16 protein-coding genes are annotated in these 13568 nt (G+C 69.1%); 10 read left to right on the top strand and 6 right to left on the bottom strand.

What is annotated here, in order from left to right:
• The first annotated feature begins 28 nt into the window (after nt 1–28).
• The 6 genes from lipA to V5E28_RS27325 all read left to right on the top strand — a co-directional run bounded on the left by lipA (nt 29) and on the right by V5E28_RS27325 (nt 5013).
• Nucleotides 29–958 carry a lipoyl synthase gene (gene lipA / locus V5E28_RS27350; RefSeq protein WP_336210571.1) on the top strand — a complete coding sequence of 310 codons (930 nt, stop codon included), beginning with the start codon at nt 29–31 and terminating at the stop codon, nt 956–958.
• Nucleotides 959–1038: 80 nt separating this feature from the next.
• Nucleotides 1039–2007, top strand: a complete 969-nt coding sequence (locus V5E28_RS27345; RefSeq protein WP_336210568.1) for a helix-turn-helix domain-containing protein — start codon at nt 1039–1041, stop codon at nt 2005–2007.
• Nucleotides 2008–2126: 119 nt separating this feature from the next.
• Nucleotides 2127–2513, top strand: coding sequence for a VOC family protein (locus V5E28_RS27340; RefSeq protein WP_336210566.1), 387 nt, complete (start codon nt 2127–2129; stop codon nt 2511–2513).
• Between the two features lie 34 nt (nt 2514–2547).
• A complete protein-coding gene (locus tag V5E28_RS27335) occupies nt 2548–3375 on the top strand; it encodes an alpha/beta fold hydrolase (RefSeq protein WP_336210563.1) in 828 nt (275 codons plus the stop codon).
• A 193-nt stretch (nt 3376–3568) separates the two neighbouring features.
• A complete protein-coding gene (locus V5E28_RS27330; RefSeq protein WP_336210561.1) occupies nt 3569–4249 on the top strand; it encodes a DUF4191 domain-containing protein in 681 nt (226 codons plus the stop codon).
• Nucleotides 4249–5013 (top strand): class I SAM-dependent methyltransferase, encoded by a 765-nt coding sequence (locus tag V5E28_RS27325; RefSeq protein ID WP_336210559.1) that lies wholly within the window; start codon nt 4249–4251, stop codon nt 5011–5013. The genes V5E28_RS27330 and V5E28_RS27325 overlap by 1 nt, the downstream gene beginning before the upstream one ends.
• Here V5E28_RS27325 and V5E28_RS27320 read toward each other — a convergent pair.
• The 3 genes from V5E28_RS27320 to V5E28_RS27310 are packed head-to-tail and all read right to left on the bottom strand — an operon-like array spanning nt 4994 to nt 7149.
• A complete protein-coding gene (locus V5E28_RS27320) occupies nt 4994–5935 on the bottom strand; it encodes a hypothetical protein (RefSeq protein ID WP_336210558.1) in 942 nt (313 codons plus the stop codon). The two genes, V5E28_RS27325 and V5E28_RS27320, sit on opposite strands and share 20 nt — an antisense overlap.
• On the bottom strand, nt 5932–6627 hold the full coding sequence (locus V5E28_RS27315; protein WP_336210555.1) for a TetR family transcriptional regulator: 696 nt from the start codon (nt 6625–6627) through the stop codon (nt 5932–5934). Before V5E28_RS27315 ends, V5E28_RS27320 begins: the two co-directional genes overlap by 4 nt.
• A gap of 60 nt (nt 6628–6687) precedes the next feature.
• Complete coding sequence (locus V5E28_RS27310; RefSeq protein ID WP_336210552.1) at nt 6688–7149, bottom strand: RDD family protein; 462 nt, start codon at nt 7147–7149, stop codon at nt 6688–6690.
• 37 nt (nt 7150–7186) lie between these two features.
• On the opposite strand from V5E28_RS27310, the gene V5E28_RS27305 reads away from it, so the two are divergent.
• Both V5E28_RS27305 and glnA read left to right on the top strand, forming a co-directional pair.
• On the top strand, nt 7187–7531 hold the full coding sequence (locus tag V5E28_RS27305) for a hypothetical protein (RefSeq protein WP_336210550.1): 345 nt from the start codon (nt 7187–7189) through the stop codon (nt 7529–7531).
• A gap of 95 nt (nt 7532–7626) precedes the next feature.
• On the top strand, nt 7627–9051 hold the full coding sequence (gene glnA / locus V5E28_RS27300) for a type I glutamate--ammonia ligase (protein WP_336210547.1): 1425 nt from the start codon (nt 7627–7629) through the stop codon (nt 9049–9051).
• Nucleotides 9052–9751: 700 nt separating this feature from the next.
• Here the strand turns inward: glnA and V5E28_RS27295 are convergent.
• From V5E28_RS27295 to V5E28_RS27285, 3 genes are all read right to left on the bottom strand, one after another.
• Nucleotides 9752–10186 carry a ricin-type beta-trefoil lectin domain protein gene (locus V5E28_RS27295; protein ID WP_336210545.1) on the bottom strand — a complete coding sequence of 145 codons (435 nt, stop codon included), beginning with the start codon at nt 10184–10186 and terminating at the stop codon, nt 9752–9754.
• 505 nt (nt 10187–10691) lie between these two features.
• On the bottom strand, nt 10692–11660 hold the full coding sequence (locus V5E28_RS27290; RefSeq protein WP_336210543.1) for a tyrosine-type recombinase/integrase: 969 nt from the start codon (nt 11658–11660) through the stop codon (nt 10692–10694).
• Nucleotides 11661–11732: 72 nt separating this feature from the next.
• The gene (locus tag V5E28_RS27285; protein ID WP_336210540.1) at nt 11733–11936 is read right to left on the bottom strand and encodes a hypothetical protein; all 204 of its coding nucleotides are present in this window, start codon (nt 11934–11936) and stop codon (nt 11733–11735) included.
• Between the two features lie 276 nt (nt 11937–12212).
• Here V5E28_RS27285 and V5E28_RS27280 point away from each other — a divergent pair, with 276 nt between their 5' ends.
• Nucleotides 12213–12773, top strand: coding sequence for an RNA polymerase sigma factor (locus V5E28_RS27280; RefSeq protein ID WP_336210538.1), 561 nt, complete (start codon nt 12213–12215; stop codon nt 12771–12773).
• Nucleotides 12770–13450, top strand: coding sequence for a hypothetical protein (locus V5E28_RS27275; protein ID WP_336210536.1), 681 nt, complete (start codon nt 12770–12772; stop codon nt 13448–13450). Before V5E28_RS27280 ends, V5E28_RS27275 begins: the two co-directional genes overlap by 4 nt.
• Nucleotides 13451–13568 lie beyond the last annotated feature (118 nt).

Genomic DNA, 13568 nt, shown 5'->3' with positions numbered 1-13568 from the left:
ATGCCCGCGCGCGACGTAAGCTGGGCTGGTGACCGTTGCTCCTGAAGGCCGAAAGCTCCTCCGCCTGGAGGTGCGTAACGCCGAGACCCCTATCGAGCGCAAGCCCCCGTGGATCAAGACCAAGCTGAGGACGGGCCCCGAATACACCGAGCTGAAATCGCTCGTGCGCCGGGAGGGCCTGCACACGGTCTGCGAAGAGGCCGGCTGTCCCAACATCTACGAGTGCTGGGAGGACCGCGAGGCGACCTTCCTCATCGGCGGCGACCAGTGCACCCGCCGCTGCGACTTCTGCCAGATCGACACCGGCAAGCCCAAGGAGTACGACCGCGACGAGCCGCGCCGCGTGGCGGAGTCGGTCCAGCAGATGGGCCTGCGCTACGCGACGGTGACCGGTGTGGCCCGCGACGACCTGCCTGACGGCGGCTCCTGGCTCTACGCCGAGACCGCGCGCCAGATCCACGCCCTGCTGCCCGGCTGCGGCGTCGAGCTGCTGGTGCCGGACTTCAACGGCGACCGCGGCCAGCTGGAGGAGGTCTTCTCCAGCAAGCCCGAGGTGTTCGCGCACAACGTGGAAACGGTGCCGCGCATCTTCAAGCGGATCCGGCCGGCCTTCCGCTACGAGCGCTCGCTGGGCGTGATCACCATGGCTCGCGAGGCCGGGCTGGTCACCAAGTCCAACCTGATCCTCGGCATGGGCGAGACCCGCGAGGAGGTGGTCGAGGCGATGCGCGACCTGCACGCCGCGGGCACCGACCTGCTGACGATCACCCAATACCTGCGCCCGACGCCGCGCCACCACCCGGTGGAGCGCTGGGTCAAGCCGGAGGAGTTCGTCGAGCTGCAGGCCGAGGCGGAGGCCATCGGCTTCGCCGGAGTGCTGTCCGGCCCGCTGGTCCGGTCCTCCTACCGGGCGGGCAAGCTCTACCAGCAGGCCATCGCGGCGCGCCAGACGGCCTGACCCCGCGAGCGAGCCCCGGGAGACCTCCCGGGGCTCCGTCGTGTGACTACGCTGACAGTCGTCGAGGGAAGGCGACCGGCATGGCCATCCTGATCCGCACCCGCGACGTGCCCCCCGCTCAGCGGCACGACGCCTGGCGGAGCTTTGTGTGCGACAACCTGGGCCCGCTCGACGTGCGGATCGCCCCGGACGCGCCCCTGCGCGGCGAGATCGAGGCGGGCATGCTCGGCTCGGTGGGAGTCGGCAGGATCCGCACCACCACGCCGCACAGCGTGCACCGCACGCCCCGCCTGATCCGCGGTGACGGGTCCGCCCTCTACCGGGGGGTGCTGGCCCTGTCGGGCAGCCCGCTGCTGGCGCAGGACGGCAGGAGCGTCCAGCTCAAGCGCGGCGAGTTCGTCATCTACGACTTCGCCAGGCCCTACGAGCTGGCCTACGACTCGGCCGTGCAACTGGCCGTCTTCAGCTTTCCCCATGACCAGATGGCGCTGCCTCCCGGCGCGGCCTCGGCGATCACCGCGGTGCCGATCACCTCGGACAGCGGCGCCGGCGCCCTGGCCGCGCCGCTGCTCCGGCGGGTGGCGCTCGACCTGGACTCCTACCAGCCGGCCAGCGCGGTCCGGCTGTCGGCCGTGGTGATGGACCTGGTGACAGCCGCCGTGGCCGAGCGCCTGGACCATGTCGCGGCGCTGTCTCCGGAGTCCCGGCAGCAGACGCTGCTGCTGAGCGTCCACGCCTTCATCGAACAGCACCTGGGCGAGATCGACCTGGACCCCGCCGCCGTCGCCGCCGCCCACCACATCTCCGTGCGCTACCTGCACCGGCTCTTCGAGTCGCGCGACACGACGGTCTCGGCGTGGATCCGGCACCGGCGCCTGGAGCGCTGCCGCCAGGACCTCGCCGACCCCGCGCTGCGGTCCTTGCCGGTGAGCGCCGTCGCGGCCAGGTGGGGGCTGCCCGACTCGGCCCACTTCAGCCGCCTGTTCCGGCGTGCGTACGGGCTGCCTCCGGTCGAGTTCCGGCGCGAGCGCGCGCTCCGGAGCGCCTGAGGCCGAGTGTGCGCGCATCGTCAAGGCGGCGGGCGCCAGGATGCAAGCCCGGCGGAGTCCCGATCCGCAGACTTGAGGCATGTTCGCAACCACGCGAACCCTGTCGAAAGGAACGGGCGATGCAGCTCTTCGTGAACCTTCCGGTCAAGGACCTGAGCCGGTCGAAGACGTTCTTCGGCGAGCTCGGCCTCACCATCTTCGGCGCCTCCGATGACATGGCGTCGGTGGTCATCAACGACGACACCCAGGTCATGTTGCTGGCCGAGGCGACGTTCGCCGGCTATGCGACCAAGGAGGTCGCCGACGCGACCAAGAGCACCGAGGCCATCCTCGTGCTCGGTGCCGAGAATGCCGCCCAGGTCGACGAGCTGGCGGAGAAGGCGCTGGCGGCGGGCGCCACTCCGCTCGGCCCGCCGAGGCAGGACGCCTACCGCTACCAGCGTGCCTTCGCCGACCTCGACGGCCATCACTGGGAGGTGCTGTGCCTCGTCCAGCCCGCGGGCTGACGTGGCCGGCGGCGACGGCGAAGGCGGGCCTGACATGAGCACCACGACCGGCACGGCGACCGGCGCGTCAACCGGATCGGTGGTCTCCGCCGACGGGACCGCCATCGTCTTCGACCGGCGCGGTTCCGGTCCGGCCGTCGTCCTGGTGCACGGGGCGTTCACCGGCCGGGGGCATCCGACGCTGACCGGCGTGGCGACCGCGCTGGCGCCGTGGTTCACGGTGTACGACTACGACCGCCGGGGCCGCGGCGGCAGCGGCGACACCGCGCCGTACACGGTGGAGCGTGAGATCGAGGACCTGGCCGCGGTCATGGCGGCGGCGGGTGGGCCGGCCATCGTCTTCGGCGGCTCCTCCGGTGGCGCGCTGGCCCTGGAAGCCGCCGCGCGCCTGCCCGCCGTCGCGAAACTGGCGGTGTGGGAGCCGCCCTACCACGTCGGTCCCGGCGCCCCCGGCCTGCCGGACGACTTCGGCGCGCGGCTGGACGAGCTGGTGCGGCGGGGCCGGCGCGGGGAGGCGGTCGAGCTGTTCATGGTCGCGGCGGCTCAGGTCCCCGCCGGGACGGTCGCGGACATGCGCGCCACGCCCTTCTGGGCGGGTATGGAGGCACTGGCCCACACGCTGGTCTACGAGGCCGCCGTCATGGGCCCCGGCAACGTCCTGCCGGGCGAGCGGATCGCCGCCATCGACAGGCCGGCGCTGGTGCTGACCGGCGCGGACAGCCCGGCGTGGATGGCGGACGCGGGCCGGGCCGTCGCCCGGACACTGCCCGGGGCGGCCCATCGCGTGCTGGAGGGGCAGACGCACAACGTGGCTCCGGAGGCGCTCGTGCCGGAGCTGCTGGAGTTCTTCGTCGCCGGCTGAGCGGGGGCCAGGATCGGCGAGGCGGCCGCCGCCTTTCGGTGATCGTCAAACTCTGACAAAGGGCTGAGCACCGCCGTCCGAGCGGCGGTGCTCGCCGCGCCGTACACCCGCCCGGCTTTTGGAACGTTCTCGAAGGGGAAGATACGGCCACCGCGTTCTCCCACCTGTCCGGTTCGTTTGTATCCTTCCTTCCATGGCGAAGTCCGAGGATCCAGAGAAGCCGGGGCGCATCAAGCAGCTCCGCATGATCGCGAAGATCATCAAGCAGGCCAATCCCAAGGGAATGCCGATCGTCTTCCTTTCGGCGGCAGGCACGCTGGCTGTGGTCGTGGTGATCGGTCTGGTAACGGACTATCTGTGGTATTCCGTGTTCCTGGGCATCCTGGCGGCCTTCACGGTCGGCCTCATCGTGTTCGGGCAGCTCGCGCAGCGGGCCCAGTATTCGATCCTGCACGGCCAGACGGGCGCCGCCGCCGCGGTGTTGCAGGGCATGCGCGGCAACTGGCAGGTGACCCCCGCCATGGCGGTCAACCGCGACCAGGACCTGATCCACCTCGTGATCGGCTACCCGGGGGTCGTCCTGGTGTCCGAGGGCCCGGGCAACCGGGTGGCGAAGATGCTGGCGGCCGAGAAGAAGCGGGTCGCCCGGGTGGTGCTGGGCGTCGAGATCTACGACATCCAGTGCGGTGACGGCGAGGGCCAGGTGCCGCTGGGCAAGCTGCAGCGGCACATCATGAAGCTGCCGCGCAACCTGAAGAAGCCGGCCGTCAACGAGGTCAAGGACCGGCTGCGGTCCCTGCCGAAGAACATGCCGATGCCCAAGGGGCCGATGCCCAAGGGCGTCCGCATGCCGCGCGGCCCCAAGATGCGCTAGTGCCGTCGACGTCGTCGCGGGCCAACCGCGGCTGGTGGGACGGCAACGCCGACGACTACCAGGTGGAGCACGGCGAGTTCCTGCGGGACGCCGGCTTCGTCTGGTGTCCGGAAGGCGTGGACGAGGCCGACGCCCGGCTGCTCGGCGAGGTGCGCGGGCGGCGCGTGCTGGAGATCGGCTGCGGCGCGGCGCAGTGCGGGCGCTGGCTGGTGGGCCAGGGGGCCGAGGTGGCGGCGTTCGACCTGTCGCACCGGCAACTCCGCCACTCCCAGCGCATCGACCTCGACACCGGCCTGCGCGTTCCCGCGGTGCAGGCCGACGCCGAGGCGCTGCCGTTCGCCGCCTCCAGCTTCGACCTGGCGTGCTCGGCGTTCGGCGCGCTGCCGTTCGTGGCCGACCCGCTGGCGGTCTTCCGTGAGGTTCGCCGGGTGCTCAGGCCGTCGGGGCGGTTCGTCTTCTCGGTCAGCCACCCGGTCCGCTGGGCGTTCCCGGACGACCCCGGGCCGCGCGGGCTGACCTCCGACCGGTCCTACTTCGACCGCTCCCCCTACGTCGAGCGCGACGAGGACGGCGCGCCCACCTACGTCGAGCACCATCGGACGATGGGCGACTGGGTCGGCCTCGTCGTCGCCTCCGGGCTGACCGTCACCGGCCTGCTTGAGCCCGAGTGGCCGCCGGGACACGAGCGGGTGTGGGGCGGCTGGAGCCCGCTGCGCGGCCGGCAGCTGCCCGGCACCGCCATCTTCAGCTGCGCGCGTACCTAGCGGCCATGGCGCCGAAGACCTTCCTGGGCTCCCAGCGGGTCTCGTCGAGCATCCTGACGACCCCATAGGAGCCGAGGTCGGCGGCGCCCAGACGGGTGTATCCGGCGAAGGTGAACCACAGGGCGGTCTCGACGCCCTCCTCCTCGAAGACGTCGATCAGCTCCTCCAGATAGCGGACCTGCTCGCCCTCGTCGGGCACCGCGCCGCCGGGCACGAGCCAGGCCGACCCGCCCTGCTCCGCCGCGCCCCGGTAGGGGCAGGTGCCGAACTCCGTGACGGCGACGGGCTTGCCGTGCGCGAGGTGGCCGCGCAACTCCTCGCGGAAGGTCCCGGCGTTGTAGGCGGCGCGGTAGGCGTCCACGCCCACCAGGTCGAACGGGGTCCAGTCGATGAACTCCCACGGGCCGGCGGCGTAGGTGAGCCTGCCGCCGAACAGCGGCCTGACAGTCTCGGCCACCTCGGCCAGGTAGGCGTCGAAGCTGCGCATGATCGGCGGGATCGTGGTCGACCACCACTCGACGCTCGCCGTGGTCAGGGTCCCCAGGCGCTCGCCGTAGGTGGCGCCGGGCAGGAAGCCGTGACAGAAGGCGCTGGTCTCGCAGCCGGCGACCAGCACCACCTCGGCCCCGCCCGCGCGCAGCGCCTCGGCTCGGCGGGCCGACTCCGCGTACAGCGTGAGCGTTTCCTTCGGGTGGAGGTCTACGGGGAACGGGGCGAACCAGACCTCCAGCCCGGCGGCGGCCGCCTGCTCGGCCGCGACGGTGAGGCGGGCGGGGTCCGCGCCGGAGACGCGGACCACCTGGCAGTGCAGCTCTTCGGCGATCACGCGCATCTCGCGCCTGACGGTCTCGGCGTCGAAGGCCTTACGACTGCGGTCGGGTTCGGGGAGGAAGCCGGTGTCGTAGTTGATGCCTTTTTTCACGATTTATCTCCATTTTTCGGCTTAAGGCCGTTCTCGAGGAGGTCGAAGGCGAGCTCCACGTCGTCCGCCAGGAGGCGCCCCGCCTCCTCCAGCGGCATCCCGGAGGCCAGGCGCTGAAAGAACGCCTCCTGAAGGGTGGTGAGCGTCGCGGTGATCTGCCCGGCCACGATCCGCGCCAGCAGGTCACCCGCCGGATCACCGGTCCCGCCCTCGTCGCCGGTGACAGCCGCCCCGGCGGCGGCCGTTCCGTTCCCGGCGGCCTCTTCGGCGAAGGCGGCCGCGAGAGCGGCGGCGAGCTCGTAGCGCTGGCCCATGTGGGCCTGGTAGACCCCGGCCATGAGCGCCGGGGTCGCGGAGATCACCCGGACCTGGGTCAGCAGGTGCCGCACGTCGACGCCGTCGGCGCCGCGGGCCGCGAACGCCCGGTAGTGCTCCCGCAGCGCGTCCAGCGGCGGCTGGCCGGGGCGGCGCCCGGCCACGACCCCGGCCGTGTCGTCCTGGACTCCCTCCAGGACCAGGCAGTCCTTGGTCGGGAAGTAGCTGAACAACGTCACCTTGGCGACGCCGGCGGCCTCGGCGATCTCGTTGACCGTCACGGCGTCGTACCCGCGCTCGTCGAACAGCCGTAGCGCCACCTCGGCGATGCGCCGCCGCGTCTGCTCCTTCTTGCGCTGCCTGAGCCCAGTCATCATGACGGCAGCATAAACCGTACCGGGTATGAAAGTGAACCCGGTACGGTTATCGAGCAGAGATCACATGCGGACGACCATGGTGTTGGACACCCTGTCGTGCAGGCCGCGGTGGTCGCGGTCGAAGATGAGCGCCGGCACGGCCAGGGCGAGGAGGGCGGTGCGCACCAGCACCGGCAGCCAGCGCGGATTGCCGCCGTCCATCGCCGCGATCCGGATCCCGGTCAGCCGGTGGCCGAACGTCTGGCCCATGAAGCCGACGAGCAGGAAGTACTGCACCGCGAAGACGACGACGGGCATCCAGGGCGACTCGGCCGGGTTGGTACTGAGCAGCAGCTGCGTGATCGCCCACGTGCAGATCAGCCAGTCGATGACCAGGGCGCCGATCCTGCGCCCCCAGCCGGCGATCGACCCGCTGCCCTCCTGCGGCAGCCCCAGGCGCTGCCCGGGATATCCGAGATCGACGCCGGCGGACCTGAGGCCGCCCAGCCAGGTCTGCGTCCACCGCGGCTCGTTCCTGCTCATGCCCCAACGGTATCCGGCGGGGCGGGCGGTCGGGATCGTGACCCAACCGCGCTTCAACGCGGGCGACTTCAGGCCCATCATGTACGCCATGCCGTACGGGGACGACCTAGACGCGCGCTTCAACGAGCTGGTGGCGCAGATCAGCGAGGAGGAGCGGCGCCAGATGCGGGCGGCGGCGGGCAGGGCGGCCCGCCCGGCCGGGCCTGCCAGGCGCATCTCCCGGGCCTGGTTCGCGGCGGCGGCCGTGCTGGCGGTGATCGCCGCCGCGGGGCTCGTGCTGGTCTTCCGCCCCGACGTGCTCTCGCCGGCCCCCGCCGCCCCGCAGGAGAGCACGCCCCCGGTCTTCCGCGTCCCGCAGCCGACGAGCCCGGACCCGACATGACGCCTGCGTAACACGTGCGAAACAATCGAGACACCGTATGGAAACGGCCGCGCCTTACCGTCGGGCTGATAGCCCGTCCCCAGGGAGGTTCGAGAGTGTTCAGCTCCGCCGACGACGTCCTGAAGTTCATCAGAGACGAAGGGGTGCAGTTCGTCGATGTCAGGTTCACCGACCTGCCGGGGACGACGCATCACTTCACCTTCCCGGTTGAGAACTTCGACGCCAACGTCTTCACCGACGGCCTCATGTTCGACGGCTCGTCGATCCGCGGCTTCCAGGCCATCCACGAGTCCGACATGCTGCTGCTGCCGGACCCGTCGAGCGCGGTGGTGGACCCGTTCCGCCAGCACAAGACGCTCAACATCAACTTCTTCGTGCACGACCCGCTGACCGGCGAGGCCTACAGCCGCGACCCGCGCAACGTCGCCCGCAAGGCCGAGGAGTATCTCCGGGGCACCGGCATCGCCGACACGGTCTACTTCGGCCCCGAGGCCGAGTTCTACATTTTCGACGACGTCCGCTTCGAGACGCGCGAGAACGCCGGCTATTACTACATCGACTCCATCGAGGGCGCCTGGAACACCGGCAAGGCCACCGAAGGCGGCAACCTCGGCTACAAGCCGCGCTACAAGGGCGGCTACTTCCCGGTGCCGCCGATGGACCACTTCACCGACCTGCGCTCGGAGATGGTCCGCAACCTCATCGAGTGCGGCATCGACGTCGAGATGCAGCACCACGAGGTCGGCACGGCGGGCCAGGCGGAGATCGACTTCAGGTTCGGCACGCTGCTCAAGACGGCCGACAACCTGATGCTCTACAAGTACGTCATCAAGAGCACCGCCCTCGAGTACGGCCACACCGTCACGTTCATGCCCAAGCCGATCTTCGGTGACAACGGGTCCGGCATGCACTGCCACCAGTCGCTGTGGAAGGACGGCTCGCCGCTGTTCTACGACGAGGTCGGCTACGCGGGCCTGTCCGACACGGCCCGCTACTACATCGGCGGCCTGCTCAGGCACGCCCCGTCGCTGCTGGCCTTCACCAACCCGACGGTCAACAGCTACCACCGCCTGGTGCCGGGCTACGAGGCGCCGGTCAACCTGGTCTACTCCCAGCGCAACCGCTCGGCGTGCGTCCGCATCCCGATCACGGGCTCCAACCCGAAGGCCAAGCGCATCGAGTTCCGGGTGCCGGACCCGTCGTGCAACCCGTACTTCGCGTTCTCGGCCATGCTGATGGCCGGCCTCGACGGCATCCGTAACAAGATCGAGCCGCCGGAGCCCGTGGACAAGGACCTCTACGAGCTCCCGCCCGAGGAGGCCCGCTCGGTCCCGCAGGTGCCAGGCTCGCTGACCGACGTGCTCAACGCGCTGGAAGCCGACCACGACTACCTGCTGGAGGGCGGCGTCTTCACGCCCGACCTGATCGAGACGTGGGTGGCCTACAAGCGCGAGAACGAGGTGGACCCGATCCGCCTGCGGCCGCACCCGCACGAGTTCGAGCTCTACTACGACGTGTGACGGAGCGGTTTTCCGGCCTCGGCGATCTTCCTGCGGACAGGCGCTGAGCTGGAAAAACGTTGTCATTACTTGTCGTTGGTTGTCGTTGCTGAGCAACCTCAGAGGCAACAGAGGGGTAACAGACGGGCCCGACGCCGCAATCGGCGTCGGGCCCGTCTTCGCTGCGGCGAACTTCTTGCTGGCGCGGTGGAGCTCCGTGCTCAGATAGTGATGACGTGCGAAGACAGGCCAGAGCTGCCCGTCGACCGGCCGGATTTCGAGCCGGAGCGCTGGCCGGGATTGAACCGACCTCCACTCGAACGAACCAGTCGAGACGTCCAGCACCCAATCCGGCTGCAGCCACTCCAGCACGTCGTAATGGCAGGTCACCGCCACGAACTGTCGTCCGCTGCGCCGGACAGTCTTCTGGATCGTGTGACTGGCAACGCGCGCGACCTGGCGGTCCACGACCGACGTGAACTCGTCGATGACGACCAGTTCGCCGGACTCGGCCAGAGCCCGCGCGATCGACGCTCGGAACGCCTCCCCGTTGGACAGGGTGCGGTATGGCCGCAGCCACGCCGGCGGTGAGGACAGGCCGACCGCGCCGAGCAGCGCCACGATGTCCTTGATGGACATGTCGGCCGGGAAGTCGTCCACCAGCGACCGGTCATCGGACCAGCTCGTGCGGGCTGGGTTGCCTACGCCGGTTGTGGTTGTCTCATGAGGCGCAGATGCTCATAACGGTGGGTTGGTCGAGGCCGGTGGTGGTCAGGCAGAGGCCGGTGGCGCGGTTGCGGATGGTCTTGGTCGCGGAATGAAAGACGAACGCCTGGGTGGGCGAGCCGCTGCAGCGGAGCATCGTTGTGGGAGCGAAAGCCCCGGCGGAGCTCAGGCACAGGATGCCGCTCACGTCCTCGATCGTGGCCTCAAAGACGAAGATCTGCGGGGGTACGCCGGTGCAGCCGAGCAGCCGGGTGGGATAACCGGGAGCGGCGCCGGTCAGGCAACCGTTGCCGGCGGGGTTTTTAATCCTGTGGGAGGTGTGGTCGACCACCCACAACTGCGCCGGGTCGGTGGCCGCCGCTGATACCGGCACCGGTCCGGACAGGATGATCCCGGCACTTGCCGCGGCCGCGAGCAGGCCGCTGAACACGCTGTGACGCATGAGGTTCTCTTTCCTTCGTGAAGATTCGATGCCCACGGCTGTGGACCGGGTGCCGCCGCCCGCAGTCGCGGTGCGGGGCTTGACAGGCAGGGCGACGGAAGCGCACACGGCGGGGTGGCCAGAACAGTGCCAGGCAGCAGAGGGCGAGCAAGCGGCATGGTGCCTCCCGAGGGGAGAGGTTATCGAGACCCCCCTACACCATCCCATAACTTAGAGTATTCAGTTCATTACTTAATGCTTATGGTGTGCTATCCCGGTGGAAGCCCGCCGCATCACCATCTGCACGACCACAGTCCAACGGCACCATGTGCTGCCGTCAGGGCCCGCAGCACATGGTGCGTTCCCCGCCGATGACGGCGTCTCGTGCCGGAGAATAGCCACTTTTGATGGCACGATCTGCGGGGCGGAATGTGCCAGCCGAGTGGCCAGCACGAGGTCAGGCCATGATCGGCGGCCAGATTGGATGTCACCTGACACTGGGCACGTGATTCTCCTACTCCAGTAGCGACGCCACCACCTGAGAGGCGTCCTTCTCCAGCCGGTCCCGGCTGTGCAGATAGATCTCGGTCGTGGACACGTCGGCGTGATTGAGGTCGAGCTGGATCTGCCGCATCGCGACGCCGGCCTCCTGCGCCAGCGACGCGTAGGTGTGCCGCAGGGAGTGCGGCGACACCTTCGACGTGATGCCCGCCTGCTTGGCGATGCGACCTACCAGCTCGAACGCCTTTGACCTGCTCCAGCTCTGGCCCGTCGAGGTCGCGAACAGCGGGCCCTTCAGGTCCTGCAGCTCGACCCCTTCGCGGCGTGCCCGCTCGCCGAGGTAGACGTCCAGGGCGTGTGTCGTCTCCACCGGCAGACGCCGGGTGATCGTGTCGCCGCCCTTGGCCGTGATGCGCAGCGTCCGATAGCCACGGGCATACCCGAGGTCGTCGATCTGCGCGTTCACCGCCTCGGAGATGCGGATGCCGGTCTGCAGCAGCAGCCGGATCAGCGCCGAGGTACGGAGCCGTTCCCGGCCATGGTCGGCGTCGGCCGCCCGGAGGAGGTCTTGCGCCTCCGACTTGGTGAGCGCGACCGTCTCGGAGTGCTTGCGCGGGATCTTCGGCCGCCGCGTCTTCTTAAACCGGTTGGCGTCGAGGGCTTCGGTCTCGTGCAGGTACTCGTACCAGGACGACACCGACGACAGCACCTGAGCGACCGTCGCCGGCTTCGGGGGCCGGCGGGCCGTCTCCTGGAACCAGCGGGAGAACACGTCGCCGTGCGGCTTGCGTGCCTCCAGCGGGTCCAGGCCGGTCTCCGCACAGAACTCGAACCACCGCCGGATGTTCCGCTCATACACCTCACGCGTGTTCGGCGAGTCGTACGACCACAGCCACGCCCGGGTCAGGTCGAGGATGATCGGCGGCAGGTCGAGCGGTAGCGCGAGGTCGCCGCGTGGCGCCTCGACCAGCTCAGCGGCCATTGATCGTCACTGATGCCGAACGATGGCGGCTGCCACGGATGGCATCTCCGATGCTCTCGTCGGCAAGGCTCATCAGCTGACCTTCCGGAACACAACGGTCGCGTTATAGCGGTTGTGGTGCTCCCCATCCGGCTCGGCTTCGGCGCTGATGACGTCCAACTCGGTGCCCGCCCCGAAGAACGAGAGGGCCTGCGCCACGGCAGCCTCTCTGATCTCATCCGGTGTTGCTCCGCTCACGGCGACACGCAGAGTCAACGGGAACCTTCGTACGCTCATGATGATCTTCTTTCGCAGAGGAGGTGATCACTTTGAGCGTAACATCGGAAAGGGGAACATAAGCTGAATTATGTTCCGTTCTTAGCGATCTCACTCAAGCTGTCACGTAGCGATGTGATCACAGCGCCAGCACGTCACAACCGGCCGCGCTTCGACTCGATTTCCGCGGTCCGCCCGTGCGCCGCCGATGGAACATTGGCGCCGTCTGTTTACTTTCATAACGCTTTTCCGGCTGCTGACCAAGAAGGGGTGTAATCGACGAAGGGAGCACGGCCGGTGCGTCGCAGACAGGCGGACATCGCTACAGACCCGGACGCTTTCGAAGCCTTCTACCGACGCCATGTCGACGCGATCACGTGGTTTCTTGCCCGCAGGGTCGCTGATCCGAACACGGTCGCCGACCTGGTGGCGGAGGTTTTCGTCGCGGTGCTCGACTCCGCCCACACCTACCGGCCCGGACGCGGTAGCGAGATCGCGTGGTTGTACGGCGTGGCTCGCAACACCCTCTCGGCCGAGCGGCGGCGGGCGTTCAAGGAGACGAAGCTGGCCGATCGCGTAGGCGGACGAAGGCCGCTCGACTCCGACGATGTCGCCGAGCTCGAAGGGCGGATCGACGCGGAGAGCCTGGCCAGGCGGGCCTTCCAGGCCATGGCCGGACTACCGGACGGTGATCGCGCGATGCTCGAACTGGTCGTTATCGACCAGCTCACGATCAGCGAGGCGGCCACCGCTCTGGGCATCCGGCAGGGAGCCGCCAGGGCCAGGCTGCATCGCGCCCGGCGCACGCTCAGGAACGTGCCAGAGATAGCTCCCTTCGTCATGGAAGGAATGCGATGAAGTTCAAGGAGCACGTGCTGATGGAACTCAAAGCCGAGATCGTGGCTCGGAACAGGGCTCGACGCCTGCTCGTCAGGCGGCGCCTGCTCACAGGAGCGGCGGTGGCCGCCATCGCGGCGGCGGCGGCCGTCGCGGTGCCACTCCTCAACGGATCGGAGACCCCGGCCTACGCGGTCACCAAGAACACTGACGGCACGATCACCCTGAAGATCAACGAGTTCAGGAATCCCACCCAGGTAGCGAAGGACCTGGCGGCACTTGGCCTGACCGCCGACGTCTCCTACGTCAAGCCCGGCACCCGGTGTGCCCCTGACCGCGGGCACACCGACGCCGGTCCCTCGTTCTCCGAGGAGGAGCTCAAGAGCAGAGATCCCGAGGTCCGGAAGAGGATCAGGGAAGCGATCGAGAACTCGCCGAACAGTAAGGCGTTCAGGATGGGCCGCGGCGAGGTGCGGATCGATCCGCAGCACATCAAGCCGGGACAGACAGCCGTCATGGAGTTCATCGAGGACGAAGACCAGACCTCGGGCCCGGAAAAGCCCAGAGCCCTGTGGCAGTTCGGTGGCTACCTCGTCACCGGTCCGGTCAAGCCCTGCAAGGTCATCGACGACCCGTCCTGGGGTAAGATGCCCGACCCCAGGACGAACCCCGAGGCATACCCGCCGTCCGGTAGCTGACCCTCGCCGGGCGGCGGGTACGGCAGGTAGCGCCGCCGCCTGCCGCGCTCCCGCCCGGCAGCCGCGGCGAGCGATGGAGTTTTTGGGCGTGCCAGAAGAGCCGCCGATCCCCGCGGTA

This window comes from Nonomuraea sp. LPB2021202275-12-8, assembly GCF_037044575.1.
Taxonomy (GTDB): Bacteria; Actinomycetota; Actinomycetes; order Streptosporangiales; family Streptosporangiaceae; genus Nonomuraea.
Note: the sequence above shows the minus strand (reverse complement) of the source record. Positions and strands in the feature narration are given on the sequence as shown.

What these genes read in the sequence shown, in the direction of transcription:
- V5E28_RS27285 (WP_336210540.1), bottom strand. Translation starts at nt 11,936, where the DNA reads ATGAGCGTACGAAGGTTCCCGTTGACTCTGCGTGTCGCCGTGAGCGGA.
- V5E28_RS27340 (WP_336210566.1), top strand. Translation starts at nt 2,127, where the DNA reads ATGCAGCTCTTCGTGAACCTTCCGGTCAAGGACCTGAGCCGGTCGAAG.
- V5E28_RS27310 (WP_336210552.1), bottom strand. Translation starts at nt 7,149, where the DNA reads ATGAGCAGGAACGAGCCGCGGTGGACGCAGACCTGGCTGGGCGGCCTC.
- V5E28_RS27315 (WP_336210555.1), bottom strand. Translation starts at nt 6,627, where the DNA reads ATGATGACTGGGCTCAGGCAGCGCAAGAAGGAGCAGACGCGGCGGCGC.
- V5E28_RS27330 (WP_336210561.1), top strand. Translation starts at nt 3,569, where the DNA reads ATGGCGAAGTCCGAGGATCCAGAGAAGCCGGGGCGCATCAAGCAGCTC.
- V5E28_RS27275 (WP_336210536.1), top strand. Translation starts at nt 12,770, where the DNA reads ATGAAGTTCAAGGAGCACGTGCTGATGGAACTCAAAGCCGAGATCGTG.
- V5E28_RS27335 (WP_336210563.1), top strand. Translation starts at nt 2,548, where the DNA reads ATGAGCACCACGACCGGCACGGCGACCGGCGCGTCAACCGGATCGGTG.
- V5E28_RS27290 (WP_336210543.1), bottom strand. Translation starts at nt 11,660, where the DNA reads ATGGCCGCTGAGCTGGTCGAGGCGCCACGCGGCGACCTCGCGCTACCG.
- V5E28_RS27345 (WP_336210568.1), top strand. Translation starts at nt 1,039, where the DNA reads ATGGCCATCCTGATCCGCACCCGCGACGTGCCCCCCGCTCAGCGGCAC.